Genomic DNA, 15,086 nt, shown 5'->3' with positions numbered 1-15,086 from the left:
GTCGAGGTTGCGGGAAGGTAGGTGAGGGTGCGACGACGGAGTTGAGGCTGCGGTAAGGGCGGTTCAGCCGAGGAAGTGGGTGGAGTCGGTGGTGAGGTCGAGGAGCCATTGGGGGAAGATGCCCAACAGGAGCGTCAGGCCAGCGCTGATCGCGATCGGGACGGTCGTCAACGGGCTCGGAGTGATCACCGTCGGCGCGTCGGCGGGCGGGTCGGCGAAGAACATTGTGACGATCACGCGAACGTAGAAGTAGGCGGCGATCGCACTGCACAGGACTCCGACGATCACCAGCGGCCACGACCCCGCGTCGCCTGCCGCGGAGAACACCGCGAACTTGGCGATGAAACCGCCCGTCAACGGGATACCTGCGAACGACAGCAGCAACAGTGACATCATCGCGCCCACCAGCGGATGCCGTCTGCCGAGCCCGGCCCACGCCGCCAAGTCGGACTCCTCGCGGCCCGCCGCGTCCCGCACCACTGAGAGCAGGGCGAATCCACCGAACGCCGACACCGCGTACACGGCGACGTAGAACAACGTCGCGCCGACCGCGTCCGAGGTGATCGTGATCGCGCCGACCAGCGCGAAACCCACATGGCTCACCGACGAATAGGCGAGCATCCGTTTCACGTCGTTCTGCGTCACCGCCATCACCGTCGCGATCACCATGGTCGCGATCGTCACCGTCCACAACGCCGGACGCGCCACATCCGCGAGATCCGGGAAACCGACATGCAGAACCCGGAGGAGCGCGCCGAACGCCGCGGCCTTCGTCGCCGACGCCATCAACGACGTGACCGGCGTCGGAGCCCCCTGGTAGACATCGGGCACCCACGAACCGAATGGGACCGCGCCGACTTTGAACAGCAGACCGACGGCGATCAGACACAACGCGATGACGCCGAACGTCCGCTCGTCGGCGGCGAACAGAGTGGCGCCGATGTCGCGCAGCGAGAGGGAGCCGCTCGCGCCGTACGCGAACGCCGTGCCGAACAGGAAGATCGCCGATGAGAAGGCACCCAACAGGAAGTATTTGAGCGACGCCTCCTGCGACAACAATCGGCGGCGCCGCGCCAACCCGCACAACACGTACAGCGGCAGCGACAGCACCTCCAGCGCGATGAACATGGTCAGCAGATCTCCGCACGACCCGAACAGCATCATGCCGCCGACCGCGAACAACGTCAGCGGATACACCTCGGTCGTCAAGAAGCCGGCGCGGCCCGCGGCGAGCTCGTCGGCCGAACCGGGCACCGTCGCGCCCGACGGCGTGAACGCGTCCGCCGCCAGATCGGCGTCCTCGACGTCGGCGACCTCGTCCGGCCCGCCGCCGACCGCGATCCGCTCGCCCGCGGCGGTACGGACCTCGACGGATGCCCACACCCGGTCGAGTCGTCGCTCGCCCATGAACGCGACCGCGCCGAGCGCCACGACGAGCACTACCGCCTGCACGAACAGTCCCGGCCCGTCGACGAGGACCGCTCCGCTCATCAACGAGCGGGCGGCAGCCGAATCACCGGACGCGGTGGCGGCGACGAAACCGAGCGCGACCATTGCCGCGACGAGTCCCACGCACGTGAGCGACAGTTGCGTCCGGTAGCGGACGCGCGACGACACGAACGCCTCCACCAGGACGCTGACCACGGCGACACCGAACACGATGAGCATCGGCGAGAGCCGGTAATAGTCGATGCTCGGCGCTTCGAGCGCGACGACGTCGACGGTCGCAATCATCGGTCACCTCCGTGCACGGTCGAGACACTGATGTCGACGGTCGGATTCACGAAGTCCAGAATCAACCGCGGATAGAAGCCGAGAACGACGAGCGCGGCGATCAACGGCACCACGACCACCTTCTCCCGGACTCCCAGATCGGTGATCGGCGACGACGATTCCCGTACCGGACCGCCCATCATCCGCTGGTAGGTCCACAAGATGTAGACGGCCGACAGGACGAGCGCGATCGACGCGATGATCCCGGCGACCGGGTAGCGCGTGAACGCTCCGATCAACACCAGGAACTCGCTGATGAACGGTCCGAGACCCGGCAGCGACAACGTGGCGAGCCCGGCGACGAGGAACGTCCCGGCCAGGACGGGCGCGATCTTCTGGACGCCGCCGTAGTCGGCGATCAGGGAACTGCCGCGTCTGCTGACGAGGAACCCGGCGATCAGGAACAGTGCCGCCGTCGACACCCCGTGGTTGACCATGTAGAGCGCCGACCCGCTCTGGCCCTGCGCCGTCAACGCGAAGACGCCGAGGACGATGAACCCGAAATGCGAGATCGACGTGTACGCGATCAACCGCATCACGTCGCGCTGCCCGATCGCCATGACTGCGCCGTACACGATGCTGACCACGGCGAGCGTGCACAACAGTGGCGCGAACGTCGACGACGCGTCCGGGAACAGGCCGACACAGAACCGCAGCATCGCGAAGGTGCCGACCTTGTCCATCACCGCCATCATCATCACGGCGGCGGCCGGCGTCGTCGACACCGCGGCGTTCGGCAGCCACGTGTGCAACGGCCACAACGGTGCCTTCACCGCGAACGCGAACACGAACCCGCCGAACAGCAGATTCTGCGTCGTCGCCGACATGTCGAGCGACCCGTCGGCGACCCCCGAGGAGATCGCGATGAAGTCGAAATCGCCTGCCACCACATACAAGCCGATCACCGCGGCCAACATCACGAGGCCGCCGAGCAGGTTGTAGAGCAGGAACGTGACCGCGGCGCGCGAACGTGCAGGCCGGACACCGGGGCCGGTCGGGCCGAAACCGCCGATCAGGAAGTACATCGGGACGAGCATCGCCTCGAAGAAGATGTAGAACAGCAGAACGTCCGTGGCGACGAAACTCATCAACACCATCGCCTCGACGGCGAGAAGCAACGCCACATAGATGTGGACGGACTTCCCGCCGCTCGAGCCGTCGGCCCGAGACGCGTCGACACCGTCGGCCCGAGACGCGTCGACACCGTCGGCGTCCCGCCACCCGGCGATCAACAGGAGCGGAGTGAGCGCCGCCGTCAACAGGATCAACGCGAGACCCAGGCCGTCGAGAGCGAGCGAGTAGCGCGCGCCGAACTCCGGAATCCAACTGGTGTCCTCGACCAACTGGAACCGGTCGCCGCCCGAGTCGAAACGGAACGCGACGATCACCGCCCACACCAGCACGATCAACGACGCGCCGACCCCCGTCGTCTTCACCTGCGCCGCGCGGTCGGCCGGTAAGAACATGACGACGCCCGACGCGACGGCAGGCAGGAGCCACAACACGGTGAGCCAGGGCATCGTCACAGTACGTTCACCACCAATGTGAGTGCGGCGATCACCACGGTCCCCGCCAGGATCGACAACGCATACGACCGGACGAACCCGTTCTGCGCCCGCCTGGTCACTTCCGACACCTCGGTCACCGCGGTGCCGATACCGGACGGGACAGCGCCGAGACCATGATCGTCGACGACGACCAGGGCGGACGTCGCGGCAGTGCCCGGCCCGACGATCACCTTCTCGTTGAACGCGTCGCCGTACAGGTCGGCGCGCGCCGCCAGCGTCAACGCCGACACGTCGTCCGGCGCCGTCTCCGGGATCGGCGCACGACCGTACTTTGCCCACGCGATCGCCGCACCAGCGACGACGCAGACCAGCACGATCACCGTGACCGCCCACGCGGGCACGCCGCCCTCGTGTTCGGGCACCTCTCCCACGACCGGGGCGAGCCAGTCCTTCAATGTCCCGCCGATCGCCAGGAGGCCGCCGGCCGCGACCGAACCGACCGCCAACGCGATCATCGGCGCTGTCATCGAACCGCCCGACTCGTGCGGATGCGGGGCTCCGCCCTCGGCATCGCTCCGCCACCGTCGAGGTCCGAAGAACGTCATCACCATGACGCGGGTCATGTAGAACGCGGTGATCGCCGCGCCGAGGATCGTCGCGCCGCCGAGCACGACCCCGCGGGCGCCGCCCTCCGCGACCGCCGCTTCGATGATCGAATCCTTGGAGAAGAACCCGGAGAACGGCGGGATCCCGATGATCGCGAGATACCCGAGACCGAACGTCACGAACGTGATCGGCATGACCCGCCACAGGCCGCCGAACCGCCGCATGTCGGTCTCGTCGTTCATCGCATGCATGATCGACCCGGCTCCGAGGAACAGTCCGGCCTTGAAGAACCCGTGCGCCAGCAGATGCATGATCGCGAACGCGTAGCCGGCCGGTCCGAGCCCCGCCGCCAACACCATGTACCCGATCTGACTCATCGTCGACGCCGCGAGCGCCTTCTTGATGTCGTCCTTCGCGCAGCCGACGATCGCACCGAACAGCAACGTCACCGCGCCGACCACCACCACCCCGGTCTGGGCGTTCGGCGCGAGATCGAACAGCGGCCCGGACCGGGTGATCAGATAGACGCCCGCGGTGACCATCGTCGCCGCGTGGATGAGCGCGGACACCGGGGTCGGGCCCTCCATCGCGTCACCCAGCCACGCCTGTAACGGCACCTGCGCCGACTTGCCGCACGCCGCCAACAGCAGCATGAAACCGATACCGGTGACGGTCGCCTCGCTCGCCGACGACGCCGACGCGAACACGTCGTCGAAGTTCACCGACCCGAACGTCGAGAACATCAACATCATCGCGATCGCCAGACCCATGTCGCCGACCCGGTTCATCACGAACGCCTTCTTCGCCGCGGTCGCGGCCGACGGCTTGTCCTGCCAGAAACCGATCAACAGGTACGACGCGACACCGACGCCCTCCCAACCGAGATACAGGCCGAGATAGTTGTTCGACAAGACCAGCACCAGCATCGCCGCCACGAACAGATTCAGGTAGGCGAAGAAGCGGTAGCGGTCCGGGTCGTCCCGCATGTAGCCGATCGAGTAGACGTGGATCAGCGATCCGACCACCGTGATCAGCAGCACGAAGCACATCGACAACTGGTCGAGCGTCATTCCGAAATCGACTCGGAGCTCGCCGACCGGCACCCACGAGTACAGCTCGCTCGTCGCGGCCTTGTCCGGGCCGCCCCGACCGATCATCGCGAGCCACATGACGATCGCGAGCACCGCGGACGCCGAGACGAGCGTCGTAGTCAACAGGTGCGCCCACGCCCGCGTCCGACGACCGGCGATCAACACCGATGCGGCGCCGACCGCGGGCAGAGCCGGAATCAACCAGAGCAGATGGCCGGTCAGCGACTGGTCCATGCCGTCACCGCCTCAACAAGTCTGCGTCGTCCACCGAAGCGGAACGGCGGGTACGGAAGATCGTCATAATGATCGCGAGCCCGATCACCACTTCGGCCGCGGCCACCACCATCGTGAAGAACGCGATCACCTGGCCGTCGAAGCTGCCGTGCATGCGAGCGAACGTGACGAACGCCAGATTGGCCGCGTTCAACATCAACTCGATGCACATGAAGACGACGATCGCGTTGCGCCGCAACAAGACTCCCGCAGCACCGATCGCGAAGACGATCGCGGCGAGATAGAGGTAGTTGGCGGGATTCACGATCTCGGCTCCGCTCGCTCCGAGGTGTTCGGCTGTGAGGTGTGCGACTCCGAGGTGTTCGACTGCGGTGTTCTCGACGCTGGTGGCGAGTCGGCGGCGGGGAGAGCGTGCCCCGCCTCGGTCAGGGCCCGCGGCGTCAGGCGGTTGTTCACCGAGAGGCGGGACGGGCTCCCGTCGGGGAGACGGCCGGGAATGTCGACCGCGTTGTGGCGGGCGTACACGCCGGGCGCCGGGAGCCCCGTGACGTGACCGCCGTGCCGGAAACGCTCGACGGACAGTTCGCGCTGGCCTCGAACGGGCCCGGTCCGTCGGCGGTGGGCGAGGACCATCGCGCCGAGCGTCGCCGTGATCAACAGGGCACCGGTCAGCTCGAACGCCCACAGATAGCGGACGAAGATGATCTCGGCGAGCGCCCGAATGTTGGCGTTGCCGCCGCCGGGAGCCGTGCCGTCGCTCAGATCAGGAGCGCCGACGAACGGGGCGATGGACGCCGAGCCGATCGCCGCGACCAACAGCACACCGAAACCGAGCGAGAGGCCGATCGCGACGAGACGCTGGCCGCGGACGGCCTCCACGAGGGAGTCCGACGAGTCGACACCGATCAGCATCAACACGAACAGGAAGAGCATCATCACCGCGCCCGTGTACACGACCACCTGGACGACACCGAGGAACAGTGCGCCCTGCATCACGTAGAAGACCGCGAAGATGATCATCGTCATCGCGAGGAACACCGCCGAGTACACGGCCTTCGGGCTGAGGACGACGCCGAGTGCGCCGATCACCACGATGACGCCGAGAATCCAGAACGTGACCGCTTCCGTCCCGGGCGTCGTCGCCAGGCTCGCGGCGAGAACCGCGCTCATACCTCACCGCGGTAGTAGTCTTCGGGCCGCGTGCCCTCGGCCATCGGATGCGGTGGCTCCTCCATCGAATCGCTGAGCGGAGCCAGTAGTTGGTCCTTCTCGAAGATCATGCTGTCGCGGTCGGTGCCGACGATCTCGTACTCGCCGGTCATGGTGAGAGCCCGCGTCGGACACGCTTCGATGCACAGACCGCAGCCGATGCAACGCAGATAGTTGATCTGGTAGACGCGGCCGTACCGTTCGCCGGGCGAGTACCGCTCCTCCTCGGTGTTGTCGGCTCCTTCGACGAAGATCGCGTCGGCCGGACACGCCCACGCACACAACTCGCAGCCGATGCACTTCTCCAACCCGTCGTCGTACCGGTTCAGTTGGTGTCGGCCGTGCGAACGGGCCGGCGCGGGCTTGCGCTCCTCTGGGTACTGCTCGGTGATCGGCGTACGGAACATCGACGCGAATGTCGTACCGAATCCGGCGACCGGCTTCAGTCTGTCGGGGATCTCGGGCATCACGGGGCTCCCTTCTGATCGACGGCGAGTTTCTTCTCGAGAGGATGGTCGGGCAGGGTCTGACCGGGAAGGGGCGGGACGGGGAATCCGCCTGCCATCGGATCGAACGGCTCGCGCCCGTCCGGCCGGCGGGGCGCGGAGTCCGGAGGGCGCGGACGGCTCAGCCGGCTGATCGCGTAGATGAGCAGCGCGGTGACGCAGACGCCGGCGGCCGCGAGGATCAACGAGGTCACCAGGTCGGACTGTCCGCGGGTGGCCTGATCGATCACGCCGACCACCATCACCCAGCCGAGGGCGACCGGGATGAGCACCTTCCAGCCGAGGTTCATGAACTGGTCGTAGCGCAGCCGCGGAAGCGCCGTCCGCAGCCAGAAGAACATGAACAGGAAGCACCACATCTTCGCGGTGAACCACAGCAACGGCCACCAGCCGGAGTTCGCGCCGTCCCACACGCTGATCGGCCACGGCGCCTGCCAGCCGCCGAGGAACAGCGTGGTGGCCAGCGCCGACACGGTCGCCATGTTGACGTACTCGGCGAGCATGAACATCGCGAACTTGAGTGACGAGTACTCGGTGTGGAACCCGCCGACGAGCTCCCCCTCGGCCTCGGGGAGATCGAACGGGGCACGATTGGTCTCGCCGACCATTGAGATCAGGTAGATCACGAACGACGGCAGAACCAGCAGGAGATACCAGTGGTGTCGTTGTCCGCCGACGATCTCCGACGTCGACATGGTCGCCGAGATCAGGAACACCGACGCGAACGAGAGCCCCATCGCGATCTCGTACGAGATGACCTGGGCCGTCGACCGTAGACCGCCGAGCAGCGGGTACGTCGAACTCGACGCCCACCCGGCCAGGATGATGCCGTAGACGCCGATCGACGTGATCGCCAGGACATAGAGAACACCGACCGGGAGGTCGGTCAGCTGCAACGGGGTGACGTGACCGAACACCGAGACCTGCGGGCCCATCGGGATGACGGCGAACGCGGTGATCGCCGGGACCACCGCGATGATCGGCGCCAGCAGATAGATCACCTTGTCGACGCCCGCAGGGGTCAGCCCCTCTTTCAACGCGAGCTTCACCCCGTCGGCCAACGACTGGAGGAGACCGCCCGGGCCGAGACGGTTGGGGCCGAGCCGCCTCTGCATGCGCGCCATGATCTTGCGTTCGATCAGGATCCCGGCGAGGACCGTCACGACGAGGAACACGAAGATGCCGATGGCTTTCGCGAGCATCAGCCACCACGGGTCGTACCCGAAGTCGGCGAGCGTCGGATAGTCGGTGGCCGCGATCATTGCGCGCTCCCGATGACGACGGTGTCGCCCGGCCGGGCGCGCAGTGTCGGATACAACCGTGATCCGGGGGAGTTCATCGGCAGCCAGACGACGTCGTCGGTCATCTCGGTGACCGCGAGCGGCAGAGTGATGCGGCCGTGCTCGGTCGACACTGTGAGCGACTGGCCGTCGGCGACACCGATCTCGTCGGCGGTGGCCGACGACAGTCGCGCGACCGGCGGCCGTGCCGTCCCGGCCAGATACGGTTCGCCATCCTGCATGCGACCGAGGTCGAGGAGCATCCGCCAGGAGGCGAGCACCGCGTGCCCGGCGCCGCGGTCGGACCGCGCCACTGCGGCCACCGACTCTGCGGTGTGACGGGGACCGTCCCACGCGCCGACCCGGCCGAACTCGTCGTGGATCGCCGCGGCGTCGTCACAGTTCAGGTCGGTGCCCATCTCGGTGGAGAGTGCGTGCAGCACCCGATGATCCGACAGTGGGACGCTTCCCGCCTCGGTGGACAGCGCCGCCGCGAACGGCCGCGGACGTCCCTCCCAGTCGACGAACGTGCCGGCCTTCTCCGGGGCGGCGGCGACCGGCAGCACCACATCGGCGAGAGCAGTCACCGCCGACTCGCGCTGTTCCAGACTCACCACGAAAGTCGCGGCCCGGAGCGCGTCGGCGGCGGCCGCGGGATCGGGCAGGTCGTCCAGTCCGACGCCGCCCACGACGACGGCGTCCAGGTCACCCGCGGTGAGCGCGTGCAGGATCTGCGACGTCGACCGGCCCGGCCCCGTGGGGATCTCGGCGCCCCAGACCGCGCCGATCTCGGTGCGCGCCCGCTCCGACGACACCGGGCGACCCGCGGGCAGCAGATTGGGCGCCGCACCGACGTCGAGGGCTCCGCGTTCACCCGCGCGGCGCGGGATCCAGGCGAGGCGTGCGCCCGACTGGACTGCCGCAGTCAACGCGCCCGGACTGCCCGCGAGACGTTCGCCGACCACGAGGATCGCGCCCGGTTCGGCCAGGAGATCGGCGACGTCGCCGCTGCGCAGCGCGTGCGCTTCGTCGCCGGGGACACAGCCGATCAACGTCGCCGACAGCTTCTGTGCACCCGCGCTGAGCAGCGGGGCAATCGTGTGCACGCGCTGCCCGCTGGTGCGCACGGCCTTCCGCAGACGCAGAAAGACGATCGGCGACTCCTCCTCGGGCTCGAACCCGGCGAGCACCACCACCGGCGCGGTTTCGAGGTCGGCGTAGGTGACGCCGACTCCGGTGCCCGCGACGTGCGCGGCGAGGAAGTCGGTCTCCTCGGCCGACTCCGCACGGGCACGGAAGTCGACGTCGGACGTGCCGAGGGCGACACGTGCGAACTTCCCGTACGCGTACGCGTCCTCGACCGTCGCTCGACCGCCGACCAGGACGCCGACCCGTGCCGACCCGAGTGCCGCCGCGGCCACCGCGAGCGCATGCGGCCACGACGTCGAGGCGAGTGTCCCGTCGTCACCGCGCACCATCGGCGCGGTGATCCGGTCGCGTTCGGTGACGTAGGCGTGCGCCCACCGCCCCTTGTCGCAGTTCCACTCCTCGTTGACGTCGGGATCGTCACCGGCCAAACGTCGCAACACCTGTCCGCGACGGTGGTCGGTGCGCTGAGCGCAGCCGGACGCACAGTGCTCGCAGACGCTCGGTGACGAGGTCAGATCGAACGGGCGCGACCGGAATCGGTACGCGGCGCCGGTGAGCGCGCCGACCGGACAGATCTGGACGGTGTTCCCCGAGAAATACGACATGAACGGGTCGTCCGCGTAGGCCGAGACCTGCTGCAGGGCACCGCGATCGGCGAGCTCGATCAGCGGATCGCCTGCGATCTGCTCGGCGAATCGCGTGCAACGCGCACACAGTACGCAGCGTTCACGGTCGAGCAGCACCTCCGACGAGAGGGGGACCGGCTTCGTGTACGTCCGTTTCACGCCGCCGAATCGGGACACGGGCCTACCCGCCGACATCGCCTGGTTCTGCAGTGGGCACTCACCGCCCTTGTCACAGGTCGGACAGTCGAGTGGATGGTTGATGAGCAGCAGTTCCATCACTCCGCGCTGGGCCGACGCCGCTTCCACTGACGAATGCTGGGTGCGGACGACCATGTCGGGACTGACCACCGTCGTGCACGAGGCCATCGGCTTGCGCATGCCCTCGATCTCGACCAGGCACTGTCGGCATGCGCCGACCGGAGCCAGCAGCGGGTGATCGCAGAAGCGGGGGATGTCGACGCCGATCATCTCGGCCGCGCGGATCACCAGCGTGCCTGTGGGCACTGAGATCTCGACGTCGTCGATCGTGAGAGTCACCAGGTCGGCCGTTGTGCCCGTCATACCGCACCTCCGCTGGGGAACACCGTCGAGAGCGCTGGGTCGAACGGGCAGCCGCCGTCGCGCACGTGCGCGAGATACTCGTCGCGGAAGTACTCCAGCGACGAGGTGATCGGGCTGCCGGCGCCGTCACCGAGCGCACAGAAACTCTTGCCGACGACGTTGCCGGTGGTCTCGGCGAGCAGTTCGATGTCGGCTTCGGTCCCCGTCCCGTCCTCGATGCGCTGCAAGATCTCGACCAGCCAGTACGTGCCTTCGCGGCACGGCGTGCACTTGCCGCACGACTCGTGTTTGTAGAACTCGGTCCACCGCAGCACCGCGCGCACCACGCACGTCGTCTCGTCGAAGAGTTGGACGGCTTTCGTGCCGAGCATCGATCCGGCTGCGCCGACGCCCTCGTAGTCGAGGGGGACGTCGAGGTGGTCGGCGGTGAACATCGGTGTCGACGACCCGCCAGGCGTCCAGAACTTGAGTTCGTGGCCGTCTCGGATGCCGCCCGCGAGGTCGAGGAGTTCGCGGAGGGTGACGCCCAGCGGCGCCTCGTACTGTCCGGGGCGGGTGACGTGGCCGGACAGCGAGTACAGGGTGAAGCCGGGTGACTTCTCGGTGCCCATCGACCGGAACCAGTCGACGCCGTTGCGCAGGATCGACGGAACGCTCGCGATCGACTCGACGTTGTTGACGACGGTCGGGCTCGCGTACAGGCCTTCGCTCGCCGGGAACGGCGGCCGCAGCCGCGGCTGGCCGCGGCGGCCTTCGAGGGAGTCGAGCAGGGCCGTCTCCTCGCCGCAGATGTAGGCGCCCGCGCCCGCGTGGACCACGACGTCAAGGTCGAAGCCCGACCCGAAGATGTGCGTGCCGAGCAGCCCGATCTCGTACGCTTCGTCGACCGCGGCCCGCAGCCGACGGATGACCGAGGCGACCTCGCCGCGCACATAGATGAACGCGTGCCGCGCACGGATCGCGTACGCCGCGATGATCACGCCTTCGACGAGGGTGTGCGGCGTCGCCAGCATGAGCGGCATGTCCTTGCACGTGCCCGGCTCGGACTCGTCCGCATTCACCACGAGATAGTGCGGTTTGGGGTGTTCTTCGCGCTGCGGGATGAACGACCATTTGGTGCCGACCGGGAAGCCCGCGCCGCCGCGCCCCCGGAGACCGGAAGCCTTGACCAGCTCGATGACCTCATCGGGGGACATCTGCAAGGCCGCCTTGAGACCCTGATAACCGTTGCGGTGCACATAGTTCCGCAGCAACCACGGTTCGTCGTCCGACCAGTACCGCGACAGGACGGGCACCTGCGCGGGCTCGGCGTCCGGGGTGGGGAGGTCGATGGCGATCATGCGGGGCCCTGCTCGTCGAGTCCGGCGAGAAGCCGTGCCGTCTGCCGGAACGTGCATAGTGACGACGCGCCGCGACTCGGCGCCGGAGGCGTCCCGCCGCGCAGCGAGTCGACGAGCGCGCCCGCCGAGTCTGGCGTCTGCGCGTCGAAGAACTCCCAGTTCACCATCACGACCGGTGCGTGGTCGCACGCCGCGTTGCATTCGATGCGCTCGAGAGTGACCGCACCGTCCGCGGTGGTCTCGCCGTCTCCGATACCGAGCTCGGCGGACAGGTGCTCGGCGATCGCGTCGCCGCCCATCACCGCGCACAGCGTGTTGGTGCAGACGCCGACCAGATAGTCACCGGTCGGTTCGCGCCGATACATCGTGTAAAACGTCGCGACGGACGCCACCTGTGCCGTCGTGAGACGCAGCCGTTCCGCGCAGAACGTGATGCCAGCCCGGGTGAGGTAGCCGTCGACGCTCTGCACGAGGTGCAGCAGCGGGAGCAGCGCCGACCGGGACTGCGGGTAGCGCTGGACGATCTCGTCGGCTTCGGCACGCAGCGTGTCGACGACGTCTGCAGGAAAGGCATCAGGTCCGGTGAACTCGATCGGCGGCGTCGGCTCCGACGTCGAGAACAGGATCGGAAGCAGTTCGCGCTTGATGGGTTCGGCGCTCATCGGTCCACTCCTCCCATCACCGGGTCGATGCTGGCGACGGCGGTGATCACGTCGGCGATCAGACCGCCCTCGCACATGGCGGCGACGGCCTGCAGATTCGTGAACGACGGGTCCCGGAAGTGCACGCGGTACGGGCGCGTCCCGCCGTCGGACACCATGTGGACGCCCAACTCTCCTCGTGGCGACTCGATCGACACGTAGCACTGTCCCGCGGGCACGCGCATGCCTTCGGTGACGAGTTTGAAGTGGTGGATCAGTGACTCCATGGAGGCGCCCATGATCTCGGCGATGTGTTCGGGGGAGTTGCCGTAGCCGTCCGGTCCGGCTGCGAGGTCGGCGGGCCACGCGAGTTTGCGGTCGGCGATCATCACCGGGCCCGGCTCCAACTTGTCGAGGGCCTGGTGGACGATGCGGATGGACTGCTTCATCTCCTCGATCCGGATCGCATACCGCCCGTACGCGTCGCAGGCGGTGTCGGTGACGATGTCGAAGTCGTAGTCCTCGTACCCGCAGTACGGTGCGCTCTTGCGCAGGTCATAGGGGAGGCCCGTCGCGCGAAGCACCGGCCCGGTGATGCCGAGCGCCATGCATCCGGTCAGATCGAGGTAGCCGACGCCCCTGGTGCGGGCCTTCCAGATGTAGTTCTCGCTCAACAGTGCTTCGACCTCGCCGATCTCGTTCGGCAGGTCGTCGAGGAGCGCGCGGATACGATCGCCGATCCCGTCGGGGAGGTCGGCGACTACGCCGCCCGGGCGGACGAAGGCGTGGTTCATGCGCAGTCCGGTGATCTCTTCGAACAGGTCGAGGATCTTCTCGCGGGCGCCGAAACCGAGGAACATCGGGGTCACGGCCCCCAGTTCCATCCCGCCAGTCGCGAGCGCCACCAGGTGCGAGGCGATCCGGTTGAGCTCCATCAGGATCACCCGGATCACGCTGGCCCGGGTGGGGATGTCGTCGGTGATACCGAGCAGCTTCTCGACGCCGAGGCAGTAGGCGACCTCGTTGAAGAACGGCGACAGGTAGTCCATGCGGGTGACGAAGGTGACCCCCTGCGTCCACGTCCGGTATTCGAGGTTCTTCTCAATCCCGGTGTGCAGGAAGCCGACCCCGCAGCGGGCCTCGGTGACCGTCTCGCCTTCGATCTCCAAGACCAGGCGCAGAACCCCGTGCGTCGACGGATGCTGTGGCCCCATGTTGACGACGATCCGTTCATCGGCGGTGTTCTCGGCCGCCCGGTCGGCGACCGCGGAGACGATGTCCTGCCAGTCGTTTCCGGTCACGGTGAAGGTGTCGGTCATCAGTGGTACGACCTCCGTTGATCGGGCGGGGCGATGGTGGTGCCCTTGTATTCGACGGGGATGCCGCCCAACGGGTAGTCCTTGCGCTGCGGATGCCCCTCCCAGTCGTCGGGCATCTCGATCCGCGTCAACGACGGATGGCCGTCGAAGATCAGTCCGAAGAAGTCGTAGGCCTCGCGTTCGTGCCAGTCGGTGGTCGGATAGATCAGAAACAGGCTCGGCACGTGGGGATCGTCGTCGGGTGCCGTCGTCTCGAGCGTGACCGCGCGATTGTGGGTGATCGACCGCAGCGGATAGACCGCGTGCAGTTCCCGGCCGGTTTCCTCAGGGTAGTGGACGCCGGACACGCCGAGACACAGCTCGAAGCGCAGCGACGGCTCGTCGCGCAGCGTGGCGGCCACGGCCTGCAGGTGGGTGCGGGCGACGTGAATCGTCATCTCGTCGCGGTAGATCACACACCTGTCGACCGCGTCGTCGAACGCGATGCCGTGGGCGGTGAGAGCATTCGCCAGGTCGTCGGCGATCTCGTCGAAATAGCCGCCGAACGGCCGGTCCGTCTTGCCCGGCAGCGTGATCGGTGCGACGAGCCTGCCGTAACCGGAGGTGTCGCCGGTGCCGGAAGGACCGAACAGGCCGTGCCGGGTCGCGATCACCTCCCGTCCCTCGGGCCCGGTGGAGAGTTCCCCACTCATCGCAGGAGCCCCGTGAACTCGATCGTCGGCTTCGATGCGAGGGCGGCCTGCTCGGCGGCGCGGATCGCCTCCTCGCGGTGCACGCCCAACGGCATCTGGCCGATCTGCTCGTGCAGGGTGATGATCGCGTTGAGCAACGCTTCCGGGCGCGGCGGGCAGCCCGGCAGGTAGATGTCGACCGGGACGACGTGGTCGACGCCCTGCACGATCGCGTAGTTGTTGAACATGCCGCCGGACGACGCGCAGACGCCCATCGCGAGAACCCATTTCGGTTCGGCCATCTGGTCGTAGATCTGGCGGAGCACCGGAGCCATCTTCTGGCTCACGCGGCCGGCGACGATCATCAGATCCGCCTGCCGCGGCGACGCGCGGAACGCCTCCATGCCGAATCGGGCGATGTCGTAGCGGCCCGAGGTGCTAGCCATCATCTCGATCGCGCAGCACGCGAGACCGAACGTGGCAGGCCAGAGTGATCCGCGGCGCATGTATCCGGCGAGCTTCTCGACCGTGGTCAGCAACAGACCGCCGGGCAGGTTCTCTTCGATTCCCAC

Annotated in this window: 13 protein-coding genes; all 13 read right to left on the bottom strand. The window is 67.5% G+C overall.

Annotation, left to right across the window (positions count from 1 at the left end):
• Window positions 1–63: 63 nt before the first annotated feature.
• Genes nuoN through L5G28_RS12840 form a run of 13 tightly spaced genes read right to left on the bottom strand, consistent with a single transcriptional unit; the run spans window position 64 to window position 15,086 of the window.
• Window positions 64–1,734 carry an NADH-quinone oxidoreductase subunit NuoN gene (gene nuoN, locus L5G28_RS12900; RefSeq protein ID WP_237001870.1) on the bottom strand — a complete coding sequence of 557 codons (1,671 nt, stop codon included), beginning with the start codon at window positions 1,732–1,734 and terminating at the stop codon, window positions 64–66.
• Window positions 1,731–3,299, bottom strand: a complete 1,569-nt coding sequence (locus L5G28_RS12895) for an NADH-quinone oxidoreductase subunit M (RefSeq protein WP_237001869.1) — start codon at window positions 3,297–3,299, stop codon at window positions 1,731–1,733. Before L5G28_RS12895 ends, nuoN begins: the two co-directional genes overlap by 4 nt.
• Window positions 3,296–5,212: an NADH-quinone oxidoreductase subunit L gene (nuoL, locus tag L5G28_RS12890; RefSeq protein ID WP_237001868.1), complete on the bottom strand. Its 1,917-nt coding sequence runs from the start codon at window positions 5,210–5,212 to the stop codon at window positions 3,296–3,298. The genes L5G28_RS12895 and nuoL overlap by 4 nt, the downstream gene beginning before the upstream one ends.
• Window positions 5,213–5,216: 4 nt before the next feature.
• The gene (gene nuoK, locus L5G28_RS12885; protein WP_236997557.1) at window positions 5,217–5,516 is read right to left on the bottom strand and encodes an NADH-quinone oxidoreductase subunit NuoK; all 300 of its coding nucleotides are present in this window, start codon (window positions 5,514–5,516) and stop codon (window positions 5,217–5,219) included.
• Complete coding sequence (locus tag L5G28_RS12880) at window positions 5,513–6,382, bottom strand: NADH-quinone oxidoreductase subunit J (protein WP_237001867.1); 870 nt, start codon at window positions 6,380–6,382, stop codon at window positions 5,513–5,515. The genes nuoK and L5G28_RS12880 overlap by 4 nt, the downstream gene beginning before the upstream one ends.
• The gene (gene nuoI, locus L5G28_RS12875; protein WP_236997555.1) at window positions 6,379–6,888 is read right to left on the bottom strand and encodes an NADH-quinone oxidoreductase subunit NuoI; all 510 of its coding nucleotides are present in this window, start codon (window positions 6,886–6,888) and stop codon (window positions 6,379–6,381) included. Before nuoI ends, L5G28_RS12880 begins: the two co-directional genes overlap by 4 nt.
• Window positions 6,888–8,189 carry an NADH-quinone oxidoreductase subunit NuoH gene (gene nuoH / locus L5G28_RS12870; protein ID WP_237001866.1) on the bottom strand — a complete coding sequence of 434 codons (1,302 nt, stop codon included), beginning with the start codon at window positions 8,187–8,189 and terminating at the stop codon, window positions 6,888–6,890. The genes nuoI and nuoH overlap by 1 nt, the downstream gene beginning before the upstream one ends.
• Window positions 8,186–10,543, bottom strand: coding sequence for an NADH-quinone oxidoreductase subunit G (locus tag L5G28_RS12865; protein WP_237001865.1), 2,358 nt, complete (start codon window positions 10,541–10,543; stop codon window positions 8,186–8,188). Before L5G28_RS12865 ends, nuoH begins: the two co-directional genes overlap by 4 nt.
• Window positions 10,540–11,883: an NADH-quinone oxidoreductase subunit NuoF gene (nuoF, locus tag L5G28_RS12860; protein WP_237001864.1), complete on the bottom strand. Its 1,344-nt coding sequence runs from the start codon at window positions 11,881–11,883 to the stop codon at window positions 10,540–10,542. Before nuoF ends, L5G28_RS12865 begins: the two co-directional genes overlap by 4 nt.
• On the bottom strand, window positions 11,880–12,545 hold the full coding sequence (gene nuoE / locus L5G28_RS12855; RefSeq protein WP_237001863.1) for an NADH-quinone oxidoreductase subunit NuoE: 666 nt from the start codon (window positions 12,543–12,545) through the stop codon (window positions 11,880–11,882). The genes nuoF and nuoE overlap by 4 nt, the downstream gene beginning before the upstream one ends.
• Window positions 12,542–13,843 (bottom strand): NADH dehydrogenase (quinone) subunit D, encoded by a 1,302-nt coding sequence (gene nuoD / locus L5G28_RS12850; protein ID WP_237001862.1) that lies wholly within the window; start codon window positions 13,841–13,843, stop codon window positions 12,542–12,544. Before nuoD ends, nuoE begins: the two co-directional genes overlap by 4 nt.
• The gene (locus L5G28_RS12845) at window positions 13,843–14,535 is read right to left on the bottom strand and encodes an NADH-quinone oxidoreductase subunit C (RefSeq protein ID WP_237001861.1); all 693 of its coding nucleotides are present in this window, start codon (window positions 14,533–14,535) and stop codon (window positions 13,843–13,845) included. The genes nuoD and L5G28_RS12845 overlap by 1 nt, the downstream gene beginning before the upstream one ends.
• On the bottom strand, window positions 14,532–15,086 hold the full coding sequence (locus tag L5G28_RS12840) for a NuoB/complex I 20 kDa subunit family protein (protein ID WP_237001860.1): 555 nt from the start codon (window positions 15,084–15,086) through the stop codon (window positions 14,532–14,534). The genes L5G28_RS12845 and L5G28_RS12840 overlap by 4 nt, the downstream gene beginning before the upstream one ends.

Origin of the sequence: Gordonia liuliyuniae, from assembly GCF_021739025.1 — a bacterium.
Taxonomy (GTDB): domain Bacteria; phylum Actinomycetota; class Actinomycetes; order Mycobacteriales; family Mycobacteriaceae; genus Gordonia; species Gordonia liuliyuniae.
Note: the sequence above shows the minus strand (reverse complement) of the source record. Positions and strands in the feature narration are given on the sequence as shown.

Coding starts and splice junctions, on each gene's coding strand:
- nuoN (WP_237001870.1), bottom strand. CDS start 1,734: ATGATTGCGACCGTCGACGTCGTCGCGCTCGAAGCGCCGAGCATCGAC.
- nuoL (WP_237001868.1), bottom strand. CDS start 5,212: ATGGACCAGTCGCTGACCGGCCATCTGCTCTGGTTGATTCCGGCTCTG.
- L5G28_RS12880 (WP_237001867.1), bottom strand. CDS start 6,382: ATGAGCGCGGTTCTCGCCGCGAGCCTGGCGACGACGCCCGGGACGGAA.
- nuoI (WP_236997555.1), bottom strand. CDS start 6,888: ATGCCCGAGATCCCCGACAGACTGAAGCCGGTCGCCGGATTCGGTACG.
- nuoH (WP_237001866.1), bottom strand. CDS start 8,189: ATGATCGCGGCCACCGACTATCCGACGCTCGCCGACTTCGGGTACGAC.
- L5G28_RS12865 (WP_237001865.1), bottom strand. CDS start 10,543: ATGACGGGCACAACGGCCGACCTGGTGACTCTCACGATCGACGACGTC.
- nuoF (WP_237001864.1), bottom strand. CDS start 11,883: ATGATCGCCATCGACCTCCCCACCCCGGACGCCGAGCCCGCGCAGGTG.
- nuoE (WP_237001863.1), bottom strand. CDS start 12,545: ATGAGCGCCGAACCCATCAAGCGCGAACTGCTTCCGATCCTGTTCTCG.
- nuoD (WP_237001862.1), bottom strand. CDS start 13,843: ATGACCGACACCTTCACCGTGACCGGAAACGACTGGCAGGACATCGTC.
- L5G28_RS12845 (WP_237001861.1), bottom strand. CDS start 14,535: ATGAGTGGGGAACTCTCCACCGGGCCCGAGGGACGGGAGGTGATCGCG.